35 protein-coding genes are annotated in these 23,275 nt (G+C 68.2%); 20 read left to right on the top strand and 15 right to left on the bottom strand.

Translation table 11 applies throughout. From position 1 onward, the window contains the following. Positions 1 to 92: 92 nt before the first annotated feature. The 6 genes from ACH9D3_RS05515 (at position 93) to ACH9D3_RS05490 (ending at position 4,546) form a co-directional block, all read left to right on the top strand. Positions 93 to 1,196: a histidinol-phosphate transaminase gene (locus ACH9D3_RS05515; RefSeq protein WP_396410172.1), complete on the top strand. Its 1,104-nt coding sequence runs from the start codon at positions 93 to 95 to the stop codon at positions 1,194 to 1,196. Between the two features lie 144 nt (positions 1,197 to 1,340). Next, positions 1,341 to 1,964, top strand: a complete 624-nt coding sequence (hisB, locus tag ACH9D3_RS05510) for an imidazoleglycerol-phosphate dehydratase HisB (protein WP_396410171.1) — start codon at positions 1,341 to 1,343, stop codon at positions 1,962 to 1,964. Next, positions 1,961 to 2,728, top strand: a complete 768-nt coding sequence (gene hisH, locus ACH9D3_RS05505; RefSeq protein WP_396398933.1) for an imidazole glycerol phosphate synthase subunit HisH — start codon at positions 1,961 to 1,963, stop codon at positions 2,726 to 2,728. Before hisB ends, hisH begins: the two co-directional genes overlap by 4 nt. Beyond that, complete coding sequence (locus tag ACH9D3_RS05500) at positions 2,725 to 2,886, top strand: hypothetical protein (protein WP_396410170.1); 162 nt, start codon at positions 2,725 to 2,727, stop codon at positions 2,884 to 2,886. The genes hisH and ACH9D3_RS05500 overlap by 4 nt, the downstream gene beginning before the upstream one ends. Before the next feature lie 56 nt (positions 2,887 to 2,942). Further along, the gene (priA, locus tag ACH9D3_RS05495; protein ID WP_396410169.1) at positions 2,943 to 3,695 is read left to right on the top strand and encodes a bifunctional 1-(5-phosphoribosyl)-5-((5-phosphoribosylamino)methylideneamino)imidazole-4-carboxamide isomerase/phosphoribosylanthranilate isomerase PriA; all 753 of its coding nucleotides are present in this window, start codon (positions 2,943 to 2,945) and stop codon (positions 3,693 to 3,695) included. Next, entirely contained in the window at positions 3,692 to 4,546 is an 855-nt protein-coding gene (locus ACH9D3_RS05490) for an SseB family protein (RefSeq protein WP_396410168.1), read from the top strand. The genes priA and ACH9D3_RS05490 overlap by 4 nt, the downstream gene beginning before the upstream one ends. A 49-nt stretch (positions 4,547 to 4,595) precedes the next feature. Here the strand turns inward: ACH9D3_RS05490 and ACH9D3_RS05485 are convergent, their stop codons facing one another. Then, positions 4,596 to 5,009, bottom strand: coding sequence for a DUF1844 domain-containing protein (locus ACH9D3_RS05485; RefSeq protein ID WP_396410167.1), 414 nt, complete (start codon positions 5,007 to 5,009; stop codon positions 4,596 to 4,598). 84 nt (positions 5,010 to 5,093) lie between these two features. Between ACH9D3_RS05485 and ACH9D3_RS05480 the strand changes: the two genes are divergently transcribed. The 8 genes from ACH9D3_RS05480 (at position 5,094) to ACH9D3_RS05445 (ending at position 10,667) form a co-directional block, all read left to right on the top strand. Continuing rightward, entirely contained in the window at positions 5,094 to 5,390 is a 297-nt protein-coding gene (locus tag ACH9D3_RS05480; protein WP_396410166.1) for a DUF503 family protein, read from the top strand. Between the two features lie 334 nt (positions 5,391 to 5,724). Further along, positions 5,725 to 6,732 (top strand): translation initiation factor IF-3, encoded by a 1,008-nt coding sequence (infC, locus tag ACH9D3_RS05475; protein WP_396410180.1) that lies wholly within the window; start codon positions 5,725 to 5,727, stop codon positions 6,730 to 6,732. Positions 6,733 to 6,889: 157 nt separating this feature from the next. Beyond that, positions 6,890 to 7,084, top strand: coding sequence for a 50S ribosomal protein L35 (rpmI, locus tag ACH9D3_RS05470; RefSeq protein WP_017832891.1), 195 nt, complete (start codon positions 6,890 to 6,892; stop codon positions 7,082 to 7,084). 94 nt (positions 7,085 to 7,178) lie between these two features. Beyond that, the gene (rplT, locus tag ACH9D3_RS05465; RefSeq protein ID WP_396398927.1) at positions 7,179 to 7,568 is read left to right on the top strand and encodes a 50S ribosomal protein L20; all 390 of its coding nucleotides are present in this window, start codon (positions 7,179 to 7,181) and stop codon (positions 7,566 to 7,568) included. 14 nt (positions 7,569 to 7,582) lie between these two features. Then, positions 7,583 to 8,497 carry a TrmH family RNA methyltransferase gene (locus tag ACH9D3_RS05460; RefSeq protein WP_396410165.1) on the top strand — a complete coding sequence of 305 codons (915 nt, stop codon included), beginning with the start codon at positions 7,583 to 7,585 and terminating at the stop codon, positions 8,495 to 8,497. 4 nt (positions 8,498 to 8,501) lie between these two features. Then, positions 8,502 to 8,954 (top strand): NUDIX domain-containing protein, encoded by a 453-nt coding sequence (locus ACH9D3_RS05455; protein ID WP_396410164.1) that lies wholly within the window; start codon positions 8,502 to 8,504, stop codon positions 8,952 to 8,954. Positions 8,955 to 9,564: 610 nt separating this feature from the next. Then, positions 9,565 to 10,026, top strand: a complete 462-nt coding sequence (locus ACH9D3_RS05450) for a MarR family transcriptional regulator (RefSeq protein WP_396410163.1) — start codon at positions 9,565 to 9,567, stop codon at positions 10,024 to 10,026. Positions 10,027 to 10,100: 74 nt separating this feature from the next. Beyond that, on the top strand, positions 10,101 to 10,667 hold the full coding sequence (locus tag ACH9D3_RS05445) for a hypothetical protein (RefSeq protein WP_396410179.1): 567 nt from the start codon (positions 10,101 to 10,103) through the stop codon (positions 10,665 to 10,667). A gap of 47 nt (positions 10,668 to 10,714) precedes the next feature. Here the strand turns inward: ACH9D3_RS05445 and ACH9D3_RS05440 are convergent, their stop codons facing one another. Further along, positions 10,715 to 11,176 (bottom strand): ester cyclase, encoded by a 462-nt coding sequence (locus tag ACH9D3_RS05440; protein WP_396410162.1) that lies wholly within the window; start codon positions 11,174 to 11,176, stop codon positions 10,715 to 10,717. Between the two features lie 331 nt (positions 11,177 to 11,507). On the opposite strand from ACH9D3_RS05440, the gene ACH9D3_RS05435 reads away from it, so the two are divergent. Continuing rightward, positions 11,508 to 12,098, top strand: a complete 591-nt coding sequence (locus ACH9D3_RS05435; RefSeq protein ID WP_396410161.1) for a recombinase family protein — start codon at positions 11,508 to 11,510, stop codon at positions 12,096 to 12,098. 4 nt (positions 12,099 to 12,102) lie between these two features. Here the strand turns inward: ACH9D3_RS05435 and ACH9D3_RS05430 are convergent, their stop codons facing one another. Together ACH9D3_RS05430 and ACH9D3_RS05425 are read right to left on the bottom strand one after the other, a co-directional pair. Beyond that, positions 12,103 to 12,690 (bottom strand): recombinase family protein, encoded by a 588-nt coding sequence (locus ACH9D3_RS05430; RefSeq protein WP_396410160.1) that lies wholly within the window; start codon positions 12,688 to 12,690, stop codon positions 12,103 to 12,105. Positions 12,691 to 13,392: 702 nt separating this feature from the next. After that, positions 13,393 to 13,956, bottom strand: a complete 564-nt coding sequence (locus tag ACH9D3_RS05425; RefSeq protein ID WP_396410159.1) for a hypothetical protein — start codon at positions 13,954 to 13,956, stop codon at positions 13,393 to 13,395. Between the two features lie 392 nt (positions 13,957 to 14,348). Here ACH9D3_RS05425 and ACH9D3_RS05420 point away from each other — a divergent pair, with 392 nt between their 5' ends. Then, positions 14,349 to 14,834, top strand: coding sequence for a hypothetical protein (locus ACH9D3_RS05420; protein ID WP_396410158.1), 486 nt, complete (start codon positions 14,349 to 14,351; stop codon positions 14,832 to 14,834). Between the two features lie 189 nt (positions 14,835 to 15,023). Here the strand turns inward: ACH9D3_RS05420 and ACH9D3_RS05415 are convergent, their stop codons facing one another. The 5 genes from ACH9D3_RS05415 to ACH9D3_RS05395 form a co-directional block, all read right to left on the bottom strand. Further along, positions 15,024 to 15,275: a hypothetical protein gene (locus ACH9D3_RS05415; RefSeq protein ID WP_396410157.1), complete on the bottom strand. Its 252-nt coding sequence runs from the start codon at positions 15,273 to 15,275 to the stop codon at positions 15,024 to 15,026. After that, positions 15,251 to 15,736, bottom strand: coding sequence for a hypothetical protein (locus ACH9D3_RS05410; RefSeq protein ID WP_396410156.1), 486 nt, complete (start codon positions 15,734 to 15,736; stop codon positions 15,251 to 15,253). The genes ACH9D3_RS05415 and ACH9D3_RS05410 overlap by 25 nt, the downstream gene beginning before the upstream one ends. A gap of 279 nt (positions 15,737 to 16,015) precedes the next feature. Further along, complete coding sequence (locus ACH9D3_RS05405) at positions 16,016 to 16,252, bottom strand: hypothetical protein (protein WP_396410155.1); 237 nt, start codon at positions 16,250 to 16,252, stop codon at positions 16,016 to 16,018. Between the two features lie 106 nt (positions 16,253 to 16,358). Further along, positions 16,359 to 16,625: a hypothetical protein gene (locus ACH9D3_RS05400; RefSeq protein WP_396410154.1), complete on the bottom strand. Its 267-nt coding sequence runs from the start codon at positions 16,623 to 16,625 to the stop codon at positions 16,359 to 16,361. A gap of 82 nt (positions 16,626 to 16,707) precedes the next feature. Continuing rightward, a complete protein-coding gene (locus ACH9D3_RS05395) occupies positions 16,708 to 17,160 on the bottom strand; it encodes a hypothetical protein (RefSeq protein ID WP_396410153.1) in 453 nt (150 codons plus the stop codon). Between the two features lie 265 nt (positions 17,161 to 17,425). Between ACH9D3_RS05395 and ACH9D3_RS05390 the strand changes: the two genes are divergently transcribed. Continuing rightward, positions 17,426 to 17,701 carry a hypothetical protein gene (locus ACH9D3_RS05390; protein ID WP_396410152.1) on the top strand — a complete coding sequence of 92 codons (276 nt, stop codon included), beginning with the start codon at positions 17,426 to 17,428 and terminating at the stop codon, positions 17,699 to 17,701. A 239-nt stretch (positions 17,702 to 17,940) separates the two neighbouring features. On the opposite strand, the gene ACH9D3_RS05385 is transcribed toward ACH9D3_RS05390, so the two are convergent. Beyond that, positions 17,941 to 18,153 (bottom strand): hypothetical protein, encoded by a 213-nt coding sequence (locus tag ACH9D3_RS05385; RefSeq protein ID WP_396410151.1) that lies wholly within the window; start codon positions 18,151 to 18,153, stop codon positions 17,941 to 17,943. 621 nt (positions 18,154 to 18,774) lie between these two features. Here ACH9D3_RS05385 and ACH9D3_RS05380 point away from each other — a divergent pair. Then, positions 18,775 to 18,966 (top strand): hypothetical protein, encoded by a 192-nt coding sequence (locus ACH9D3_RS05380; RefSeq protein ID WP_396410150.1) that lies wholly within the window; start codon positions 18,775 to 18,777, stop codon positions 18,964 to 18,966. Between the two features lie 81 nt (positions 18,967 to 19,047). Here the strand turns inward: ACH9D3_RS05380 and ACH9D3_RS05375 are convergent, their stop codons facing one another. The 3 genes from ACH9D3_RS05375 to ACH9D3_RS05365 are packed head-to-tail and all read right to left on the bottom strand — an operon-like array spanning position 19,048 to position 20,723. After that, on the bottom strand, positions 19,048 to 19,686 hold the full coding sequence (locus ACH9D3_RS05375; protein ID WP_396410149.1) for a hypothetical protein: 639 nt from the start codon (positions 19,684 to 19,686) through the stop codon (positions 19,048 to 19,050). A gap of 43 nt (positions 19,687 to 19,729) precedes the next feature. Beyond that, positions 19,730 to 20,245 carry a hypothetical protein gene (locus tag ACH9D3_RS05370; protein ID WP_396410148.1) on the bottom strand — a complete coding sequence of 172 codons (516 nt, stop codon included), beginning with the start codon at positions 20,243 to 20,245 and terminating at the stop codon, positions 19,730 to 19,732. A gap of 22 nt (positions 20,246 to 20,267) precedes the next feature. After that, entirely contained in the window at positions 20,268 to 20,723 is a 456-nt protein-coding gene (locus ACH9D3_RS05365; protein WP_396410147.1) for a hypothetical protein, read from the bottom strand. A 235-nt stretch (positions 20,724 to 20,958) separates the two neighbouring features. On the opposite strand from ACH9D3_RS05365, the gene ACH9D3_RS05360 reads away from it, so the two are divergent. Then, positions 20,959 to 21,120 carry a hypothetical protein gene (locus ACH9D3_RS05360; protein WP_396410146.1) on the top strand — a complete coding sequence of 54 codons (162 nt, stop codon included), beginning with the start codon at positions 20,959 to 20,961 and terminating at the stop codon, positions 21,118 to 21,120. 317 nt (positions 21,121 to 21,437) lie between these two features. Here the strand turns inward: ACH9D3_RS05360 and ACH9D3_RS05355 are convergent, their stop codons facing one another. Together ACH9D3_RS05355 and ACH9D3_RS05350 are read right to left on the bottom strand one after the other, a co-directional pair. Continuing rightward, entirely contained in the window at positions 21,438 to 21,773 is a 336-nt protein-coding gene (locus ACH9D3_RS05355) for a hypothetical protein (RefSeq protein WP_396410145.1), read from the bottom strand. A gap of 64 nt (positions 21,774 to 21,837) precedes the next feature. Next, positions 21,838 to 22,293, bottom strand: coding sequence for a hypothetical protein (locus ACH9D3_RS05350; RefSeq protein ID WP_396410144.1), 456 nt, complete (start codon positions 22,291 to 22,293; stop codon positions 21,838 to 21,840). A gap of 432 nt (positions 22,294 to 22,725) precedes the next feature. On the opposite strand from ACH9D3_RS05350, the gene ACH9D3_RS05345 reads away from it, so the two are divergent. Further along, complete coding sequence (locus tag ACH9D3_RS05345; RefSeq protein ID WP_396410143.1) at positions 22,726 to 23,274, top strand: DUF805 domain-containing protein; 549 nt, start codon at positions 22,726 to 22,728, stop codon at positions 23,272 to 23,274. Position 23,275: the final 1 nt, after the last annotated feature.

The following is a 23,275-nucleotide window of genomic DNA, read 5'->3' as shown; positions in this document are numbered from 1 at the left end:
CGGCCGGAGCAGACAGGCGCGGCGGAAGGCCCGGCACGAGCCGGACGAGGTCCCTGGGCCGAGGCACCCGGCCGGAGCACTAAACTGTCCGGGTGACGCAGAACCTGGACCGACTCAACGCCCTCCCGCTCCGCGACGACCTGCGCGGCAGGACGCCGTACGGCGCTCCGCAGCTCGACGTCGCCGTGGCGCTCAACACCAACGAGAACACCCACCCGGTCCCGGCGGACGTGCACGCGGCGATCGTGCAGGAGGTCACCGAGGCGGCCCGGGCCCTCAACCGGTACCCGGACCGCGAGTTCACCGCCCTGCGCGAGGAGCTCGCCACGTACCTCGGCCACGGGCTCGGGCCCGGGAACCTGTGGGCGGCCAACGGCTCCAACGAGATCCTCCAGCAGATCCTGCAGGCCTTCGGCGGTCCCGGCCGCACCCTGCTCACCTTCGTCCCCACCTACTCGATGTACCCGCTGCTGGCCTCCGGGACGCACACCGGCTTCGTGGCGGGGGAGCGTGCGGCGGACTTCGGCCTGTCCACGGAGTCCGCGGCCGAGCAGGTGCGCCGGCACCGCCCGGACGTCGTCTTCCTCTGCTCGCCCAACAATCCGACGGGCACGGCGCTGGGCACGGACGTGGTCACCGCCGTGTACGAGGCGGGGGAGGAGTTCCGCACGGTCGTGGTGGTGGACGAGGCGTACGCCGAGTTCTCCCACGGCGGCACCCCCACCGCACTCACGCTGCTCGAGGGCCGGCCCCGCCTGATCGTCTCCCGCACCATGAGCAAGGCGTTCGCGCTCGCCGGCGCCCGCCTGGGCTACTTCGCGGCGGCGCCCGAGGTCGCCGACGCCGTACGCCTCGTCCGGCTGCCGTACCACCTCTCGGCCGTCACCCAGGCCACGGCCCTGGCGGCGCTGCGCCACTCGGGGTCGCTGCTGGCCAACGTGGAGGACATCAAGATGCAGCGCGACCGGATCGTCGACGAGCTCAAGCGGCTCGGGCTCGAGCCGGCCGAGTCCGACTCGAACTTCGTGTTCTTCGGCGGCATGGGGAACTCCCGGGCCGTGTGGGAGGCGCTGCTCGAGGACGGGGTGCTCGTGCGGGACGTCGGGATCCCCGGCCACCTGCGCGTCACCGCCGGCACCGAGGACGAGACCACCGCGTTCCTGACCAGTGTGGAGCGGATCGTCTCCGGCGGCTGAGGGACCCGGGGCCGGGGTCCCCCCGACCCGGATAGCATGGAAGCAGACCACCACCACCGGACCCGGGGCGCCGCCGCGCGGCCCGGACCGGTCCACCCGCGGCCCGCCGACGGCCGTGCCGCGCCCGCGAGGAGTTCCCACCGAATGAGCGACCAGACCACCACCCGTGCGCCCCGCCGCGCCACCCTGGAGCGGCGCACGAGCGAGTCCACGGTGTCCGTCGAGATCGACCTCGACGGCACCGGCGAGAACGACATCGACACCTCCGTGCCGTTCTACGACCACATGCTGACCGCCCTGTCGAAGCACTCGCTGATCGACATGCGGATCCGGGCGACCGGCGACACCCACATCGACGTCCACCACACCGTCGAGGACACCGCGATCGTCCTCGGCGACGCCCTGCGCCGGGCGCTGGGCGACAAGGCCGGGATCCGCCGCTTCGGCGAGGCCACCGTCCCGCTGGACGAGGCCCTGGCCAACGCCGTGGTCGACATCTCCGGCCGGCCCTACGCGGTGCACACCGGCGAGCCGGAGGGCCAGCAGTACCACCTCATCGGCGGGCACTTCACCGGCTCCATGGTCCAGCACGTCTTCGAGTCCCTGGCCCACCACGCCGGCATCTGCCTGCACGTCACGCTGCTGGCCGGCCGGGACCCCCACCACATCGCCGAGGCCCAGTTCAAGGCCCTGGCCCGCGCCCTCCGTCAGGCCGTGGAGCCCGATCCCCGGGTGCGCGGCATCCCGTCCACGAAGGGAGCCCTGTGAGCACCGACGGCACCGCCACGACCGACGGCGGCACCCGGCCGACCGTCACGGTCCTCGACTACGGCGCCGGCAACGTGCGCTCGGCCGTGCGCGCGCTCGAGGCCGCCGGCGCGGACGTGGTCCTCAGCGCCGACCCCGAGGCGGTGCTCGACGCCGACGGCCTCGTGGTCCCGGGCGTCGGGGCCTTCGCCGCCGTGATGGACGGACTGCGCTCCGTCGACGGGCTCCGCCTCATCGGCCGACGACTGGCCGGCGGCCGCCCCGTGCTGGGCATCTGCGTGGGCCTGCAGGTCCTCTTCGAGTCCGGGGTGGAGCACGGCCAGGAGGCCGAGGGCATGGGCGAGTGGCCCGGCGTCGTCGAGCGCCTCAAGGCCGACGTGGTCCCGCACATGGGCTGGAACACGGTGGAGCCGCCGGAGGACTCGGTGCTCTTCCGGGGGATCGAGGACGAGCGGTTCTACTTCGTGCACTCCTACGGCGTGCAGGCGTGGGACTTCCCGCAGAGCATCGAGAAGATGCGGCCGCCGCAGGTCACCTGGTCGGACCACGGCGGGCGGTTCGTCGCGGCGGTCGAGAACGGCGCCCTGTGCGCCACCCAGTTCCACCCGGAGAAGTCCTCCGAGGCCGGCATCCGGCTGCTGCGCAACTGGCTGGGCACCCTGCCGCGCACGGGTCGCCTGGACCACCTCAAGGCCGGCGACCCCCTGGGCGGGGACACCCTGGCCGGCCGGCCCACGCTGGCGGACCAGGACGGCGCCGCGTGAGCTTCGCCGTCGTCGTCATGGTGCTCGGCGCGTTCGTCGCCGGAGGCGCCATCTCCTTCCACCAGCAGGCGAAGCCCCGCTGGACGGTCGTGCTCCTGGCGCTGACGGCCGCCGCCATGGTGGGCTACGGCTGGTACGCCTGGTTCCAGGGCCGCTGAGCACCCCGCCCTCCTGTCCGAGACCCCGAACCCCGAACCCCGAGAAGGAAGACCCCATGTCCCCGAGCGAGACCCCCCGCCTCCAGCTGCTGCCCGCCGTCGACGTCGCGGACGGCCAGGCCGTGCGCCTCGTCCAGGGCGAGGCCGGCTCCGAGACGGGCTACGGCGACCCGCTCGAGGCCGCCCTCGCGTGGCAGGAGGCCGGCGCCGAGTGGATCCACCTGGTGGACCTCGACGCCGCCTTCGGCCGCGGCGACAACATCGACGTGCTGCGCCGCGTGGCCGCCGAGCTCGCGCTGAAGGTCGAGATGTCCGGCGGCATCCGCGACGACGCCTCGCTCGAGCGGGCCCTGTCCCTGGACCCCGCACGGATCAACCTGGGCACCGCGGCCCTCGAGAACCCCGAGTGGACGCAGAAGGTCATCGCCGAGCACGGCGACGTCATCGCGGTGGGCCTCGACGTGCGGGGGACCGTCCTCGCCGCCCGCGGCTGGACCCAGGAGGGCGGCGACCTCTGGGAGGTCCTGGACCGCCTCGAGGAGCACGGCTGCGCCCGCTACGTCGTCACCGACGTCACCAAGGACGGCACCCTCAAGGGCCCCAACCTCGGGCTGCTGCAGGAGGTCGCGACCCGCACCGACAAGCCCGTGGTCGCCTCCGGGGGCATCTCCTCCCTCGACGACCTCGCGGCCCTGCGCACCCTCGTGCCCTCGGGCGTCGAGGGAGCGATCGTGGGCAAGGCCCTGTACGCGGGCCGGTTCACCCTGGAAGAGGCCCTCGACGTGGCGGGCCGGCCGGGAGCCCTGTGACGGAGCGGCCGCTGCCCGCCCACATCGCCGCCCAGCTCGCGGGGGCGGGCGGCACCGAGGACACCGGCGGCCAGGCCTGGGCCGGTCGCGACCTGGGGGAGGGCACCAGCCACACCCACCGCTTCCCCGACGACGACGGCGCCGCCGCCCCGGCCGTCCTGCAGGCCCTCGACGCCCTGCGCGCCGGGACGGGGGACGAGGCCTCCGTGGTCGCCGCGCTCGTGGGGACCCGGGTGTTCGTGCCCGTCGTGGCGGAGGTCTCCGCCTCGACGCTCACGCCGGACGGTCTCGTGGCCGACAAGGAGGCCGACATGGCGCTCGTGTCCCTGCGTGCCGCGGACGGCCGGCAGGTGCTGCCCGTGTTCACCTCCACGGCGGCGCTCGCGGGCTGGCACGGCCAGGCCCGGCCCGTGGCCACGGACGTCCGCCGGGCCGCCGTGGCCGCGGTCAAGGACGGTACCCAGCTGCTCGTCCTGGACCCCGGGACGGACCTCCCCTTCGCCGTGCGCCGCCCCGCCCTCTGGGCACTGGCCCAGGACAGGCCCTGGACGCCCTCCTACCGCAGCCCGGCGGTCGCGGAGGCCGTCCGGCGCTGCGCCGGCGGACTGCCCGGCGTGCTCGCCGTGGGCACGGCTCCCGGGGACGGGGTGGCCGTGCGCGCCGCGGACGGAGCGGTCGTCCAGGGCGGCGGGGCGGGGCCCGAGCTCGCGGTCGTGCTGTCCCTGCGGGCCGGCCTGGACCGGGCGCAGCTGGACGACGTCGTCGCCCGCTTCCAGGCCCGGCTCGGCGTCGAGCCGGCCCTCGCGGAGGACGTGGACTCGATGCAGCTGCGGCTCACGACGGCGGGCTGACCCGGGGGCACCCGGACCGGCCCGCGTCGGACGGTGCGCCGGCGTCCGCTCAGTTCACCGGTCCGGTGAACTTCTCGCCGGGGCCCGCGCCCGGGGCGTCCGGGTAGCGCGATGCCTCGCGGAACGCGAGCTGGAGGGTGCGCAGGCCGTCGCGCAGCGGAGCGGCGTGCTGCGAGCCGATCTCCGGGGCGGCGGCGGTCACGAACCCGGCCAGCGCGGTGATCAGCTTGCGGGCCTCGTCGAGGTCCTTGAGCTCGTCGGCGTCCTCGCCCGCGGCGAGACCGCACTTCACGGCGGCCGCGCTCATGAGGTGGACCGCCGCGGTCGTGATGACCTCGATGGCGGGCACCTCCGCGATGTCGCGCATCTGCTCGTCGACGGCCTGGACCGTCTCCCGGGGGATGTCCGCGCCGGAGCGTGCGGCGTCGTCGTCGTCGAAGCGGAAGGTGTGCTCGGAAGTCATGGTCCAACTCTGCCACACCGCCGGGGACCGCCCGGCCTATCCTGCAGGGAGGGCCGGACCCGGCCGGAAGGAGGCGAGGGCGCCGTGTGGATCGGGTGGATCGAGTTCGACGTGCTCCTGGGGGACGTCCACTCCCGCAAGGGCAAGCGCTCCGTGGTGCGGCCGCTCGTGGCCGAGCTGCGCCGCCGCTTCCCGGTGACCGCCGCGGAGGTCGGCCACCTCGAGCTGCACCGCCGGACCCTGGTGGGCACCGCCGTGGTCGCGGCGGACGCCGCGCGCATCGTCGAGGTGCTGGACGAGGTCGAGCGCTTCGTGGCCGCCCGGCCGGAGACGGAGCTGCTCTCGGCCCGCCGGGCCCTGCACACCACCGAGGACGAGTGAGACGCCGGTGTGACCGTCGTTTCCCGAACCCGCCGCCCATGGGCTAGGATGGTCCGCAGTGTGCAAGTGGAGGAGACTCCCACCCGCGCCGGCCACGGAGCCCGAGCCTCTCGGAGGACCGGCCCACGGCTGCCGGGTCCGCGACGACATCGTCCGCACGACGGCACGGCCGGGACATCCCGCGTCCGCTCCGTCATGCAGCGCGTCACCCCATGGGTGCCGCACCGATGAGCCTCCGCTTGCCGACCGCAGCGGGGGCTTTTGTTCGTTGCGGACCGGACCATGAGGTCCCCGGAGACCTCCGGGCGATCACGCAGAACTTCAGGAGCACGGCATTAGCGATCCACGAATCAATGACAGAATCCGAGTCCCCGAAGTCCGTCTCGTCGGACCCGCAGGCGAGCAGGTCGGCATCGTCCGCGTCGAGGACGCACTGAGGCTGGCCCGCGAATCGGATCTCGATCTGGTCGAGGTGGCGCCCAACGCCAAGCCGCCGGTGGCCAAGCTCATGGACTTCGGCAAGTACAAGTACGAAGCCGCCGTCAAGGCCCGGGAGTCGCGCAAGAACCAGACGAACACGGTCCTCAAGGAGGTCCGGTTCCGGCTCAAGATCGACACCCACGACTACGAGACCAAGGTCGGCCACGCCAAGCGGTTCCTCGGGGCCGGCGACAAGGTCAAGGCCATGATCCAGTTCCGCGGCCGCGAGCAGCAGCGCCCCGAGATGGGCGTCCGCCTGCTCGAGCGCTTCGCGAACGACGTCGCGGAGGTCGGCGCGGTCGAGTCGAGCCCCCGGGTCGACGGCCGCAACATGGTGATGGTCGTGGGCCCGCTGAAGAACAAGGCCGAGGCCAAGGCCGAGGCGCGCCGCCAGAAGCAGCGCGACGAGGCGAAGGCCGACAACGAGCGCAAGGCGAAGGACAAGGTCGACACCTCCTCCGCCGCGCCCGTGACCCAGTCGATCGGGGACGCGTTCCCGGCCGAGCTGCGCGACCGGGCCGGGCAGGCCGAGGAGCCGGTGCAGCAGCAGGCACCGGAGCCCGAGGTCGAGGAGACGGCACCGGCCCCGGAACCCGAGGTCGTCGAGACCCCGGCGCCCGCGGCCCGGGAGACGGCACCCGACCCCGAGGTCGTCGAGACCCCGGCGCCCCAGGCCGCCCCGGAGCCCGAGGTCGAGGAGACGGCACCGGCCCCCGAGCCCGAGGTCGTCGAGACCTCGGTGCCGAAGGCCGCCCCGAAGCCGCCGGCTCCCCAGGCCCCTGCGCCTCAGGCCCCGGCGGCGACGCCGAAGGCACCCCGCCCCGGTCCCAAGCCGGGCGCCAGGCCCGGGCCCCGGGCCTGAGCCCCGCAAGGACTTCCGCGCGAGCGGAGCAGTACTGACAACGCCCCGCGGGGCGCAGCCGGCCCCGGCTGCGCCCGGGGGCGCCGAAGAGGTGCGACGGACGTCGTCGTGCCCTCCGGTGGCCACCACCGGAAGAATCGTAAGGAGAGCGGCCCACATGCCGAAGATGAAGACCCACAGCGGGGCGAAGAAGCGCTTCAAGCTCACCGGTACCGGCAAGGTGAAGCGCCAGCAGGCCAACCGCCGCCACTACCTGGAGCACAAGTCCTCCCGGCTGACCCGTCGCCTGGCCTCCGACCAGATCGTGGCCCCCGGCGACGCCAAGGTCATCAAGAAGATGCTGGGCAAGTAGTCCCCTCGCATCCTCCGGGGAGCCAGCCTCCCCGCCCCGCACAGATTTGACCTCCCGGGCCCACGGTCCGGGACCGAAGTGAAGGAGTACACACGTGGCACGTGTGAAGCGGGCGGTCAACGCCCACAAGAAGCGCCGGGTCGTCCTCGAGCAGGCCTCCGGCTACCGCGGCCAGCGCTCGCGCCTGTACCGGAAGGCGAAGGAGCAGGTCACCCACTCGTTCGTCTACAGCTACAACGACCGCCGGAAGCGCAAGGGCGACTTCCGCCGGCTGTGGATCCAGCGCATCAACGCCGCGGCCCGCGCCAACGGCCTGACCTACAACCGCTTCATCCAGGGCCTCAAGGCCGCTGAGGTGGAGGTCGACCGCCGCATGCTCGCCGAGCTGGCCGTCAACGACGAGAAGGCGTTCGCCGGCCTCGTCGAGATCGCCAAGAAGGCCCTGCCGGAGGACACCTCCGCGCCGCGCGAAGCCGCCGCCTGATCCCAGTCGGAGCAGTGAACCTCACGGAGCGCCTGGCCGCCCAGCCGATGTCCAACCCCCGAGCCGATCGGGTCCGGGACGTCGCGGGACTGGCCGGGCGCTCCGCGCGTGCCAAGCGGGGACTGTTCCTCGCCGAGGGCCCGCAGAACGCCCGTGAGGCCCTCGCCCGGCACCTCGGGTCGCCCTGCGTGGACGCCGTGTACGTCACCGAGGACGCCCTGGGCCGCCACCCCGACATCGCCGAGCTCCTGGAGCACGTCGCCGGGGACCGCTCCGTGTTCGTGCGCCTCGTGACGCGGGAGGTCCTCGCCGCCATGAGCGACGCCGTGACCCCGCAGGGCGTCGTCGCCGTGTGCCGGCCCCTCGACGCGGACCTCGGGACCGTGCTCGCCGCCGGGCCCCGGCTCGTGGCCGTGCTCGCCCGCGTGCAGGACCCCGGCAACGCCGGCACCGTGCTGCGGGCGGCGGACGCCGCGGGGGCGGACGCGGTGGTGCTCACCGCCGGCAGCGTGGACGTCTACAACCCCAAGACCGTGCGCTCGACCGCCGGCTCCCTCTTCCACCTGCCCGTGGTCGTGGGCGCCGACCTGCCCGCGCTGCTCGGCGCCGCCCGCGCCGCCGGATGCGGTGTGCTGGCCGCCGACGGCCACGGGGACGTCGACCTCGACCGGCTCCAGGACGCCTCGGCCGCCCGCGCCGCCGGTGCGGACGGCGTCGGCGCCGGCTACGACCTGGCGGGGCCCACCGTGTGGCTGTTCGGCAACGAGGCCCGCGGACTCTCCGCCGAGGAGAAGGCGCTGGCCGACCACCGCGTCGCCGTGCCGGTGCACGGCCGGGCGGAGTCCCTCAACGTGGGCACCGCCGCCACCGTCTGCCTCTACGCCTCGGCCCGCGCCCAGCGGCGGCCCGCGCCCGACGGCGGGCGCTGAGCCGATGACCGCGCCGCTGCCCGTCGCCTACCGCACCCAGGTGGTCGGCGCCGCCCTGCTCGACGACGCCGAGCGCCCCACGGCCTTTCTCGCCGCCCAGCGGGCCTACCCCGAGACCCTGCGGGGCCTGTGGGAGTTCCCGGGCGGCAAGCAGGAGCCGGACGAGAGCTGCGAGCAGGCCCTCGTGCGGGAGTGCGCCGAGGAGCTCGGCGTGGCCGTCGAGCTCCTCGCGGAGGTGCGCGGCCCGCACGCCCAGGGCTGGCCGCTCACGGACACCGCGGCGATGCGCGTCTGGACCGCCGTGGCGGCCGGCGGCCGCCCGGGGCCCGTGATGGGGGAGGACCACCTCGCCGTGCGCTGGCTCCCGCTGGGGGACGCCCGCGGCGCCCTCGACCTCCCCTGGATCCCGGCCGACCTGCCCATCGTGCACGCCCTGCTCGACCACCTGCGGACCTGACCCGCCGCTGCTGCCCCGTTCACTCCCTCTGTCACCGGATCCGGCAGAACGCACCGGCATCGCCTCGTCAGCGGCGGCTGCCGGTGGGCGAATCCGACTCCGTCACGAGGTCGTCGTTTCTCTCCCCACCGGCCCGGGTGCCCGTGCCTGCTCCGACAGGGTCCGCTCGACCGGGAGCGGCACCGCAGACGACCTCGTCGGCTGCCTCACGCGCGCTATCGCGCGACGGTTCGAACCGCAGGGGCCCAGACAGTCCGCGAGGAGAAGGTCCTCATCGCAGTCGCACGGGGAAGGACGAGCGCAGATGAGGCGATGAGACGCCATGTCAGCACGAGCATCGTCAGTTTCCGCCTAGCCCGTCTCGTGGCCGAGCGTGCGGCTTTGAATCGGGATGGATCGGACGTGTGGGCCTCCGGAACGAAACGCCTTCGACAGACCAGCTGATGGAGCACAAGTTATGGGTTGCGAGACGTCTCGTGAATAGGGCTCCCGATTCCCATTTCGGATGGAGTGGATGTGGGATTGCGCTTCCCCCAGGAATATTGATGGCCCTCTCGCCCACCCGCGCTTCAAGTGGTGAAGTCGCGTAAATGTGAAGTAGGGTAACGGTATGACGAATGCCACCCGAATCCTGGACCAGCTCCTTGAAGTCACCGTTGTGCTGCAGCAGGACATGTCTCGTGCCTTCGAGGGCACGGGATTGACCACGGCGCGCACTCATCTGTTGTGGGAGCTGCACCGGAGGGGGCCGTCCACCCAGCAGGCTCTGGCAGAGGTGTTGCAGGTCAGTGCCCGCAATGTCTCGGGTCTGGTGGATGCCCTGGAAGGGGCCGGGTATGTGCAGCGCCAGCCGCATCCGGGGGATCGGCGGGCGTTCTTGGTCACGCTCACCGACCGCGGGGCACAAGCCATGGCGAGGATGGAGGCCGAGCACCAGGAGTTGGCCCGGCAGCTGGTGACCGGGCTGGGCCCCGAGCAAGCGGGTGCCCTGGAGGAAGGGCTCGCGCACGTGCTGCAGCGACTGCACGGCGTGGTGGCCGAGGCTTCTGCCGGCGGGTCGGAGGCCGGGTGATGAGTGCGACCACGGCGGTGGTTCAGCAGTCTTGGCGGCGCCGAGCGGTCTATCTCGGACGGCGGGCCGTGCAGATGGAGATCGCCGTCTGGCGCAGCATCTACCGCTTCGTTCTCCGCCGGCCCCGGGTCCCAGCCGGGGCGATCGGGTTCACCTACCACCAGCCGGTGCTGCCCTTGCTGATCGGCTTCCTGGTCGCTTCGGCGATCGAGCTGGTGGCCGTGGATCTGCTGGTGAAGCAGTGGCCGCTGGTGCGCATCCCGCTGCTGGTGGTGGGCATCTGGGGGCTGCTGTGGATGCTCGGTCTGCTTCTCGGGTACCTCACTCGTCCCCATGCGGTGGGGCCGGAGGGCATCCGGGTGCGCGAGGGGGCGGAGATCGACATCGCGGTCCCTTGGGAGGCGGTGCAGTCTGTAGCCCGGGTGGAGCAGGTGAGCGAGGTGAGCAGGCCCGCCAAGATGGCCGATACCGCGGACGGCCGGGTTCTGTCCCTGTGGATGCAGCAGGCCACCAACTTCGAAGTCGTGCTGGCCCGACCGTTGCGGGTCCGGTTGCCGCAAGGAGTGGAGACGGTGGATGTGCTGCGGTTCCACGCCGATGAGGTCAAAGGCTTCATGTCCGCGGTGCGCCAGCACATCTGAATCCTGCGTCCAGGGTGCGGCCAGTGCCCGGGACGCTGCTTATTGCTTCAGCTCCTGGTGTTGCCGCCGGCGGGGGAGCCCTCGGGTGGGGGGGCGATGATCTGGTGCATCAGGGTCTCAATGTCCGAGGCGATCCACTCCTCGGCCAGGCGCCCGTCGGTCACCCGGTACAGCTCGATGCTGCCGTAGCGCACCTCCCGTCCGGTGGGGGCTACCCCCTGGAACTCACCGCGGTGGGTTCCGCGGAACATCAGACGCACCGCGACACGGTCCTCCTCGCCGAAGACGTCCAGGATCTCGGCGTGGAGATCGGGGAAGGCCCTGAGCATCATCTCCACATTCGTCTGCCATGCCTGCCGTCCGTGCTGCTGGTACGGCATCCCGGCCAGATTGATGATGAAGTCCTCAGCCAGCAGCTCGGCGCAGGCCCGCACATCGTGTGCGTTGAGGAGCTCGAAGGCGGAACGAACGAGTTCGGTGTTGCGGCGGGAACCAGTGTCGGTTGTCACGGGAAGTCCTCCTCGAGTCGTGCGCTGATGACTGCACCGAAGTCAGCCCTAAACCCGCCCCCGTCGTAACCGCATACGGTCCCGGTCCAGGAGCGCGGTGTAGCGGCCAATGAGACTCCGACTCAATGAGCATACTTCATAATGAAGTCACTTCACTAGATGGCGATGCACGACGAGTTGTCCGTCTTTCAAGCTATGGGATGCGAGACGTCTCGTCGGAAAAATTTGCGCCCGCATGTTTCCGCGGTTCTGCCCGTCTCGCATCCTTGTGCTTTATCCATGCCTCTAGAATTGGATACTCAACGTTAGTTGCGAGACAGATGAGGTGGACGTGGGGAAGCTCATCGGGTATGCCCGGGTGTCAACGCGGCAACAGGATGCACACCGTCAAGTATCTGACCTACTGGCCGCGGGTGTTCGGCGCGATGACGTCTATACCGACCATGGAGTGTCTGGAGGGCGGGGATCACGTCCACAGTTCGACAAGGCGGTGACCGCTCTCGAGGAGGGCGACACATTGGTCATCACCACACTGGACCGGTTGGGGCGGTCGACGCAGAACATGCTGGCCTTCGCCGAAGCACTGCGGGGGAGAGGTGCCGGTCTGCGGGTACTCAACCTCGGCGGGGGAGACGTGGACACCGCGACCCCGATGGGCTCGATGGTCTTCACCGTCATGGCCGCGCTGGCCCAGATGGAACTGGAGATCAAGCGGGAACGGATTACCGACTCGGTCGCCAAGCGCAGGGCTGCCGGCAAAGACCTCGGTGGGCGGCGTCAGACCTTCACGGACTCCCAGATCCGCAACGCCCTGCGGCTGATCGAGTCCGGGGAGCCGGCCACCCAGGTCGCACGGGACCTCGGAATGTCTCGGGCGACGCTCTATCGGCGGATTCGGGAGCTGCCCGCCACGGTGGTGTGATGCTTTAGCTGGTGCGCTTGGCCAGCTCTCGCTGGATCGTGCGGTAGACCGTGGAACGGGCCACCCCGAACAACTCCGCCAGCTCCGCCTGGGTGTGCTCACCCTTCTCGTGCAGGGACATCAAGTGCCGGCGCTGCAGCGCGGAGAGCTTCGGCTGCCGCCCGCGCAGCCGGCCCTTGGCCCGAGCGATGGCCATGCCCTCGCGGGTGCGCATCCGGATCAAGTCGGATTCGAACTCCGCCACCATGCTCAGCACGTTGAACAGCAACCGCCCGACCGGGTCGGTGGGGTCGTACTCGCTGCCACCGAGTGACAGGGTCACTCCCCGGCCGGTGAGCTCGTCGGCGATGTCGCGGGCATCGGGCAGCGAGCGGGCGAGGCGGTCGAGCTTGGTGACCACCAGCGTGTCCCCGGGCCAGCAGGCGGCCATCGCCTCGCGCAGCCCCGGGCGGGACCGGTGCGCCCCGGTCAGGCCGTGGTCGACGTAGATCCGTTCCTCGGCCACGCCCAGGTGTTGCAGGGCTTCACGTTGGACGGTGAGGTCCTGCTCGATGGTGGAGACGCGGGCGTAGCCGATTCTCTTCCCGCTCACCCTTAAAGTGTTGCGCATGCCGTACCTGTGCGGGCACCCCCTTGCGGGCGGGGCATACGGGCATCAACCCCACTCGGTTTCCTGCCTCCAAATCGTGATGTAGTCCCGCAGTGGGAGGGGTCCCTCATGCGTGCATGTCTGCGAATTGGTCTCACCCTCGACAGATGCATATTTAGCATGTTGAGTGCGTCCGCATGAGAATTCTGCGGAAGCTCCCTAAATAACTCATGATCTGGGACGTGTCCTGCGAATTAGAGAGCGTAGAAGAGCACGAATCCGTTGACCAACGGATGTGAGACTGGTCCTCAGTTGCCACGTAATGTCGCATCGGTTGGAAGACAGAGCCCAGTAAAAAACAGGAAGCCCGGCACCGCGTACTTCCGGTCAGTGGCCTCGGCGAGACTTCCGCTCGACGTCGTAAGCCGTCATCGCCACCCCTATCCAGCCCACCAGGGCACAAACAAGCACGCCCCATCCTTTGTCCGTGGCAACCAAATAGACCCCACCTCCCGTGAGCGCTACTAGCGGTACGGAAAACATAGCTACCAACCCCCAACCTCTCTGGCGCAGGGTTGTCCCCCTTTGGCGCTTCACCACGGACCACCTCCAAATGTCTCAATCCCTCTGTGCATGTTCCGGGTCTTAGTGGTACCCAGGATCCATCAGACCCCGCCACTCGCTAATAGCCCCAGATCAAGTTCCTCATGTACTGCCACGCGATGTGCCGGTCACGGGAATGCGCTGTTCGATCGCGCCCAGCACAGTGCGCAAATCCTTGGCGCCTTGCCCATAGTCGACCATCGTGGTTCCCAGGCGGGGTTCGCACAGCGCCTCGATCTTGATGCGGGTCGGATCGAGCGGGTGAAAGCGGAGGGTGATCCGCTCACCCCAGCTCTTCATGTTCATTCGGGCCGTCAGCTGCGCCTGGACGCCTGAGAGCTCCACCAGGGTGTACCGCGGCAACTGCTCGACGGTCTCCCGGAGGTTGAGCATCACCTGCTCCACCGGCACGTCCACCTCGAGCCGGCCCTGGCTGCGCGCACCTTGGGACGTGATGCCGTATGCGTGGTCCGGGGCGGAGGTCCTCCGCCCGCCGAGGACACCGATGACCACGCCGAAGACCACGGGAATGGCTACCCACAGGGCCAATGCCCACCAGGGCCTCTCCGCCCAGATACCGACCGCCAGGAGGACCAGCGCTGCCGGGAGGAACCACAGCAGCGCCGACCACCGGAAGCGGGACGGCGGAACATTGGTCTCCTGCATGGCGGCCTCCAAAGGGTTGGTGGTGACGGGTACCGCGGGCCGGGACCGATGTGCAGCGCCCGTCTGTGGATCCTTTCCCGTGCCCGGCCGGGTGCTTCCTGCTTACCAACGAGGGTGGTCGACCGCCAGACACACATTTGCGATCACAACGCGAGGCCGGTCACAGGGGATCCTCCGATGAAGGTCCTTAGCCCCGGCCAAGCAGGTTGCAGTGAGGGTTACCTCCCGCGCTTTGGGGGATAGGGTGCCAAGCTGCCCGGGAACGAGAAGGGGCTGATGGTGCGAGCACTGTTTCTGCAAAAGTATGGACAGCTCGAGGTGCCTGATATGTCTACCCTGCGGTAAGAATGGAGGATGCCCTTAGATTCTCTGGAGGGCGACGAAAGGGCGCCGTGGAAGTACTCGACATCATCGTCACCGGCCTGATGTTCGTGTTCGTGTTGACCATCATCTTCAAGAGCTGGGCCAGACCTACTGCTCCACGGGCCGGGCACAGCCGGGACCCTGAGGTGGCGGTGGATCGCCCCATCGAGGGAGCTCGGGTGATGATCTGGGGCCCGACCCTGTTCGTAGCGATTTTCGCTGTATTCGTGGCGACCCGGATGGTTTATGAGGAAGTCCAAGAGTTTCCCGACTTCCTGGCCTATGGCCTGTTGCTGGGTGCCGGAATCGAATTGGTCCTCTACTTGTGCGTCACTCGCGTTTTCGTCGGCTCGGTTCTGGGGACGGTCATCCGGCGTTTTGAGGGCACCTACAGCGAGGAATTAGAGGCCTTCTATGCCCGGGAGTATCAAAGGTTCTCTCGCATTCCCCTGGTTCTAGCCGGCGTTTTCGCTCCGGCCAGTGTGCTCCTGCTGCTGTGGTCAGCCATCGCATAAGGACGTCACCTCTGGTCCAGCGGACGCGCGAAGGCATGACGTCGTCAACGAGGTCGAGATGGGGCCATTCACTCCGCGTTGGGGCATCACCTGACCACACCTGCCCCGGTAGAGAATGCATTAGGGGTTGCCCTACGAGCAAGGCAGCTCAGGTCGTCGCCTGATCGTGTATCAGTCCCGGGAGGCCCCTCACCACATCGCGGGCGGAATGAACAAGCCGGCCAAAATCATGATGACGCCCAGAAGGATGGCGCCAACGCCGGGATAAAGCATCGCGGACGGCTTGGCGTGCTTAGCGAAGAACTGACCGACTCGCTGGCCATGCATCATCCGTTGCCCCTCCACGATCACGGACAGCAGCTCCTTTCGGAACTTGATGATCGCTAGACCGATGAGGATCAGAACAGGCCCTGCGATCACCGGGGGCCATACAACGTCCATGCTGCTACCATTCTGCCCTGGAAGTACCTGTCTAGTTCGCATGCCGCCCTGATGCCATGGAGCCGCGTCGCCCTAACGAAGTACTGGTAGAGCGTGTCTTGTGATCCGGTGGACTCGTTCAGTTCATAGCCTGCTCGGTCGTCTTGGTAGTCCTGCCAAAAGAAGTATGTGGCGGTAGTGATGCCGACGGCCCAGCCGGCATAAGAAAAGGCGTAGCCGCGGCCAATGAGTTCGAACAGCATGGCCAAGAGCCACACGATGCCTGTCATCAGCCCCCGCACGGAAAGCAACCGGCCCCAGCGGATCATTACCGCCAGAGCGAGACCACTACCTATCAGAGCGGCGGAGACGACGGCAGCCCACCCGAGCGGGAGCCCGTGGAAGAGCTGGAGCACGCCCGCGGCCAGGAAGAGCGCGGTTGCTACGCCGAAGATCCACCGTTGTACGGCCTTGCGCGACATAGTCGGACTTCCCATTTCATTCTGGTGCTGGCATCCTCTCACGCGCGACATAACGCGTGTGGTCCTCTCTTGTGCGCTACCGCCTGTCGTGGGTGATGCCCCCCGGCCGGGCCTCTCCTGTGAATCGGTGAGCTGGTTAGGTAGACCGATGGGATGATCGGTCGCGGGGAACCGACTGAAGTGACCCCCGTCAGTCGGATATCTGTCTCACGCTGCAGGCATGCAGGCATGCAGGCATTGCGGTAGGGGTTCCTCGGGGTGCGCTGTTGCTCAAGCTGCCTAGCTGGTGCGGCGCCCAGCCGGGCGAGGGATGAAGGAGCCCACCAGCAGGACAAGGCAGATGCCGCCGCCGACCAGTGCTGCGATTACCTGAGACTTGATCTGCGGCGGAACGCCCGTCACCAGGTCCATGAGCTCGGGACTGGAGAGAACCCCAAGGTCCTCGGCATGCATGTAGAGAGAGAAGCTATAGCTCCAGACCCCCCAGAGCATCCCCAGCAGCACTGCCAGAAACACGCAGAGTATAAAGCGAAACACTTGCACAGTCTTCTCCTGTCGCGCTTCGCGGCTGATCAACCGATACACCACGGCCAGCACCCATGGGGGCGCTGACGGTTTTGGCCTATTCCCTCGTGAGATGAGCCAAGTCGAACTTGCCGTCCAGCATTCGCAGGGCGATGCCGACAGCGATGAGGGCGGTGCCCAGCGGCGCCAGACAGACACCGACCAGCGTGGTGACGAACTCGATGATCGCCCCGGCGATGACGGTCTGCGGTGGAAGGGCCTCGTAGAGCGAGCCCACCAGGGTCGTGGCCACCATGCTGAACAGGATCCCGGCCAAGCAGGTGACGGCTCCGTAGGCGATGAGCCGGTTTGAGACGGTTGCCATAGGGGTACCTCGATCCGTTCGTGGTCTGCGTCGGTGCCTGTGGTCAACTCTCCCCACCAGCCCGAGCCGCCGGAGGGCGGCCTTATTGCTCCACCGTGTACCGGGCGTCCAGGGCATCGGCGAGCTGTTCCATGTCGATCCTCCGCTCGGGGACCGCTCCGACCATCACTTCGGCGCCGTCGACGACGAACCAGTTGCGACCCTCGGCGAAGTACACCGAACCGGCTGCCCCGGCGGTGTCGGCGAGCAGGTCGTAGACGTCCTCGCGGGCTTCGTCGCTGTCGAACCAGAGCACTTCGACCGTGCTGGTGCACATCACCGATTCGCCCGTGTCCTTGCCGGACCCGGGGAACTTCACGGCCGGCTCCGGCGCGTCCTCGGAGCAGTCCACGACCTCGTCGACGGCTTGATAAGTGGCATCCAGGGAGTCGAAGGCCGGCAGCTCGTCGGTGCCGTCACCGCAGCCGGCCACGGCCAGTCCGAGCGTCACCATCAGGGTCGTGCACTGTCCTGTGCGGTGGTTCACCATCGACACCCATCCCATTCGCTTTCGCCACACCGTAGCCGATCCGGTGCGCGACCTGCGGAACCTACCGCCGTGCGATTGGGGTTCCACGGTGGAGGACCTCGAGTCCGTCCACTTTTGCGCCCCGCCGGCGCCGTAGTGGCCACGCGATGACGTCCTGCGCCACGGCGTCGTGGCCTGGTGCCACGGAAGAGTCCACATGCGCGGCGTTAGCTTTCGCAATGGTGTGTGCTTGGCTGGGCTCGGGGTGCAACACCACCGGAGAAGGGAAGCTATGGCCGCGGACAAGACCAACTGGAACCTGACCGGGGGACAGCTGATGCAGCTCTTGGCTTGTTACATGATCTACCCCGCGTTCCAGGCCTTTCGCGCCGGGCTCACGCTCTACGGCGTGCTCCTCCTTGCCGGTGTGATTTCTTCATTTGTGGTGGGTCGCCGTCTCTACAAACGCGGCCGAGCTCAGGAGCCGGAGAACATCATTAGGACCTACGACCATAGGGAAAAGCGCCCCCCGGACACTGAGGAAACGCAGCAGAGAAACAACGACTGAGCTTCCGGATCATCTGGGACCGGGCCCATGGGGTAGGCGTGGCGCCGAGTGGCTTCGGTGCTGTGGTGGTGCAACAGGGGTTGCTCTGCGACTGCCGTGCGTGGAGTGTAGCCCGGGGCCTGCCCGGAGGTTCGGGGGGCCAGTTTGGTCGACTGCCGGGATCGCCGTGGGAACCGGCACGCCTGCTCCGGATCGACCTTTCGCCGCCCGTCACAGGGCACGGGGTCAGGGCCGCCCCGTTATTTGCGGCGGCTTCTGCGGTAGACGCCGATGAAGCCCACAATCCCTACCGCGAGACCTAGCCCGGCAATGGTAAGTCCGATGCCTGCGACCGCATCGCGGGCCAACATCACGACGAGCACCGTCAGACCGATGATGAAGGCCCCGATGGAGTTGAGCAGTAGGAAGGGATGATCGGGGTCGTTCATCAGCGGGTGCTCGGGATCGTCCATTGACCGTGTCCTCTCTGTGGTCATGCAGGTGGTGTGGATCAGCAAAGCATGTGACATTGCAAAAGGAAACAGGGGTGCGGGGTGAGGCCCGGGCCGCTCGGCTCGTGTCGACTGAATTCGTTCAGAATTCGGATGACCCGGGGACCCATCTGCGGCCGTGCAGGTTCTGATGGACAGCCCCACGGCCATGGTTGATCAAAGGGGGGATCATTGGGACATGGGATCGAGCTATAGCAGTGATGGTGTGGTACGGGAGTGGTGCGGCAAGGAGGGGTGGGGTGTCGTTGACCTGCTTGGCCATTCCGGTGGCTGCTTTGTGCACTTCACGCACATCGAGGGCCCTGAAAACGCCTACGAGGAGTTGGTTCCGGGCCAGCGGGTGATTGTCACATGGGAGCGCGTTGAGCAGGATGGCTATCCGGCCCGAGCAATAAGGGTCGAGGGAGTGTCATAGGCGAAATCCTCGCGCTTCATAACTGTCCCTGCTCGCCCTGTTGCAGTTGGGGTTCCTCCTCAGGTGGCTAAAGGGACCACAGGACGGTTGTTTCCTTATGCACATTGCCCTGGCAGGGTGGGCCTAGCTATTGAAAAGTGCCCAGGTCGAGAGGGAGGTGCAGCGCCGTGCGCATCGGATACGTGCTGTGGTTATTGGCCGCTGTCGGTTGGATCGTTCTCGCCGTGCTCAGCGACGATCCAATGTTGAGATGGGGGTTCGCTGCGGCTGCCGCTCTTGCTGTGCTGGGTGCCGTGATCGGCTGGCGACAGCAGGGTAAGAAGAGCAGCCGAAACGCGAAAGGCTCTGAAGACTTGTAGCGAGCCGAGACCTCACGGGCCTTCAGACCATCACATGCCTACGGACTCGTCCTTGACCTGCCGCGTTGCAGTAGGGGTTCCTCACCGGAGTGGCGCGGTCAGGATTCTCTCTGACGCTGGGCGAGCCGTTGGCGCATCATTGCGGCGAGTACCAGGAAGAGCGCCCCCGAACAGCACCAGCAAGGATGCTGCGAGGGCGCTGCCGCCCAGGGCCAGGGCGATAGCCGAGCCGATGGCCACGACGCCGATGGTCAGCAGGGAAGCAATGCCGCGCCACCAGGTCCGTCGCTGAGCCTCGCTGAACGGCACGGTCTCGTCCGTCTCGCTGCCCTCCGGTACGAACAGTTGCAGGAGAGGATTGAGCACGAGCAGGGCCGGAACACCGGTCGTCAACGACGGCTGTGACGCGCTGAGTCCGGCCACCAGGAGGCCGGCGCACACGGTGGTCATCACGGCCGCGAACCCGTATCGCCAGTGCCGACGGGTCAGCACGAGAGCCTTCCCCCGGCTTCGCGGCCCGATCCACAGCCACACCCCGACCGCGATGGCGGCCGTTCCACATCCGGCCGCCACCCAGGCGATCCACTGGTCCTCACCGGTGGTGCCGAGCAGATACGGCCAGTTCGCCGCCACGGACACCAAACCCGTGCCCGCGGCCAGGAATCCGCTCAGCAGCCGTATCGGCTTCCTCAGGTCATCCATGGTGTTCTGGGTGGCCACCAGCGGCTCCTTCGCTCTCTCACGGATCTCGCACCGTGTGGGCTCATCGATCAGTGGCACGCCGTGCGCGCTGGATCAGGGCGGCGTTCCGCCGGCGGACTTCGTCCTCCACGAAAGCCGCCGGGGGCTCGGGGTACCACCCGAGGTTGTCCCGGGCCTCTGCGGTGATCCGGCACCCCGTGTCGCTGGGGACAACGTGGAAGGTGGCCAGCCGGGGTAGGGCGCGCCAGCCCGCCTCGGAACCGGCGCCGCGTCGGCGGAAGGTCACATCCGAGCCGACGGCCACCTCGAGGGCAGAGCCATCGGGGGTGACCGTGGGCTCCCAGGCCTCGGTGCGGGTGATCCGCGGGTGCTTCGAGACCTTGTGCGCCAACTGGGGCACCACATACACCTGCCCCAGCACCAGGCCCACGACCAGGAGCACACCCGAGGTCACCAAGAACTGTGTCCACGAGATCACGCCTCGGGTGATCAGCTGGGTCACGACGATGTTGACGACCATGAACCCGAGGGCACCGCCCAGCCAGACCAGCCATTGGAACGAGCGGGGACCCGTCACGGGACTCCTTCGTGGGGCCATCTCAGGCCTCCTTCGCCGTGTGTCCCTGTCGGCGGGCGTCCATGGCGCGGGCGTGCCGGACTTCCTCCTGACCCAGGAGCATCAGCATCAGGCCCACGATCAGTCCAGGGGCCAGCAGGGCATAGTTGCCACCCCAGGCCAAAGCGAGGGTCAAGAGCAGGAAGCCGCCGCCGAGGACCCAGGAGAAGGAACGGGTGCCCTGCGCTGACGGCTCGTACTCGAACGGGGGCCGCAGCGGTTCCCGATCGCCTTGTGCCTCGAGCCTCCGATATTCACGGCGCTGGCGCCACAGCCGGAGCACCGCAAGCACCAGCACCGGGATGCCCAGCACCACGTTGGACAGCACCGGCCCGACGGTGGCAATGAGCCACGGGCCACCCCACAGCACGAAGCCCATGACCAGTGCTCCCCAGACCAGGTAGAACACGACTGGGCGCCAACTGCTGTCACTGGTCACGGCGAGCCCACTCTGAATGCCTCTGCCTGCGCAGGGAGTGGATCGGCGGGGAGCCGGGCAATCTGCGGCCCTGCTCGGCCATGCATGAAACCAGCCCACAGGGCTGCGGCCGAGGGCCAGGGGCAGCCGATCTCATGCCAATCGGTGACGGTGAGAGCGGCCCGTTCCCCGATGCTGATGGCCGGTTCCGTCATCTGCGCTCCGCCAGAGGGGACTCGGGCTCAGGATCCTCCTCATGGAGGCGGTCGTATTCGGCCTTGGCTTTCAGGGCTTCGTCGATCCGGCCATTGTTGAGTGCTCGGTGAGCCACGGAGATCAGCAGAAACGAGGCTGCACCCGCCACGAGGCCCAAAAGCACATGATCTTTGACGAACAGGAACACCGCAACGGCCCCTGAAATGGCGCTGAGAGCGTCGATGAGGAGGTACTTCCCCTCGCCTCTGCGCATACCTGCCCCCAGCCTGTGCGGTCCTTGTCCTCAGCCAAGCACGGGCAGGTGCGAAAGGAAATCCTGCGGCTGTGGACTCTTCGGCGGCGATGCGCTGCCAAGGCTCCCGGTACCACTGGTCCCTTCGAGGAGCTCCCCACCGGACCGCTCGGTTCCGCTCAGCTACCGGATGGCGACTGCATCAATGATGCGGATGAGGTTCAGCTGTTGCTCGTCGTGCAGGAACCAGCGATGAGTCAACGGAGCTGGAAAAGCGGCCGGGTCTGTCAGTAGGTGAAGAAGGCGATTATTGCGGCGACCAGGAAGATGCCGGCGCTGATCAGCATGAGGAACGAGTACTTCCGGCAGATCTCCATGGCTTCCTCGATGGTCAGCCCTCGTTCCACGGCCAGCAAGTAACGCGCGCCCGTCAGCGCCGGGGACCACTTCTGGCGATACATGAGGTAGGAGAAGGAGGCCAGGACCGAAGCGGCGAGGAAGATCCAGGCCATGCCTTCGTTGCCGCCCCGCCAGGTGACGCCGAGTAGAACGATCAACAGCACGAAAACGGCCATGGCCACGAACCCACCGAAGGTCATGATGATGAAGGTCTTGGCGGTCATCGGGTGCCCTCCGTACCGTGTCGTGACCTGTGGTGGCGACTGTCTGCTGCCGCAGTTCGTGCCCTCATCGGAACAGGCCGGTCACGAGCACGGTCAGCGGTAGGACTGCGGCCAGGGCGTAGATCCACCACCAGCGGGCTGAAGCGGCCGCATACATGGACGGGTTCTCCTCCGGACGGGAGGGGCCGTTGAAGGCCGTGTAGATTGCCTCGCCGAAACGCTCCGCGAACCACCGTGCCATTACCGCTCCCGCCAAAAGAATGGCGCTGATCCCCACCGGGAAGCCCACCGTCACCCACACCGGCTGAGAGTCATCCAGAGCAGAGAACAGCATGAGTGTCATCGCCGCGGCCACCGCCGCGGTAGCGGTGAAGATCGCCACCACAACCACCTGCGCGGCCGCCGGCCCCGCGGCGTCAGCCGTGGGAGCCAGGCGTCGGGCCACGGTGCGACGGGTATAAACCAGGGCCAGAGCCACCACCATGACGGCCATTGCGGCAAGCAATGCGATAGTTTCCACGAACGCCCCCTAATCCTGCGGCCCACCCCCGCAGATTCACATCAGCAAATGTCCTGAGTTGGGCGTAACCGTACCATCGACCGCACCAGCCACCCCCGGCCGCCCGAAGTGCTCCTCCCACTCGAGTCACCAATGCAGTAGGGGTGGCCTTTCGGTGGACCGCCGGGGCGGAGTGAACCCGCCGTGCTGGAGCACATCGTCGGACTGGTCCCCTCCAGCGACCAGGGCCAGTCGAGTGATGTGCTGCCCGGACGTCCGGAACACCAGCTCGTGCCGAGGTTGAGGGCGGGGCTACGGAAGGGCAGCATCTGCGCAGTGGTCGGCCAGACCACCACCGGACCGCGTCCGGGTAGCACCGAAGTGGGGACCACAGCCGGTGTGCATTTGCACATACGATGCGGTGAGACGTCGAGTCCCGTCAGGAGAGCCACGATGAACACCCCGGATCCGAACTACCCGCGTCCCGAGGCACGACCTCAGCAAGGCTATGGTCAGATGCCGGCATACACCGGCAGCCAAGAGGCTGATGGCCGAGCCCAGGCAGGTTCCGGCGGATACCACCAGCAGAACCTGCACCACTACGGTTCTCAGCCCGGGGCGCCTGTCGGCTTCGGCGAGGCGATCAAGCGCTTCTACTCCAAGTACGCCCAGTTCTCCGGCCGCGCCAGCCGCTCCGAGTACTGGTGGGTGTTCCTCTACCTGGCCATCATCTCCACGATCATCAGCATCCTCGGGGTGACGGTCGGGACCAATGCGAGCGGGCAGCCCAATGGGATCGGAGACGCGCTCTCCGTGCTGGAATTGATCTTTGCCGTGGCCCACATCATCCCCAACCTCGCCCTCGGTGCGCGTCGTCTGCATGACACCAATCGCTCCGGGTGGTTCCAGCTGATCGCCCTGATTCCGTTCTTGGGTGTGATTGTCCTGCTCGTGCTCTTCGCCCTGTCGCCGAAACGAGAAGGCGCACGTTTCGACCGGTGAG

Origin of the sequence: Kocuria kalidii, assembly GCF_044462225.1 — a bacterium.
Classification (GTDB): domain Bacteria; phylum Actinomycetota; class Actinomycetes; order Actinomycetales; family Micrococcaceae; genus Kocuria; species Kocuria kalidii.
Note: the sequence above shows the minus strand (reverse complement) of the source record. Positions and strands in the feature narration are given on the sequence as shown.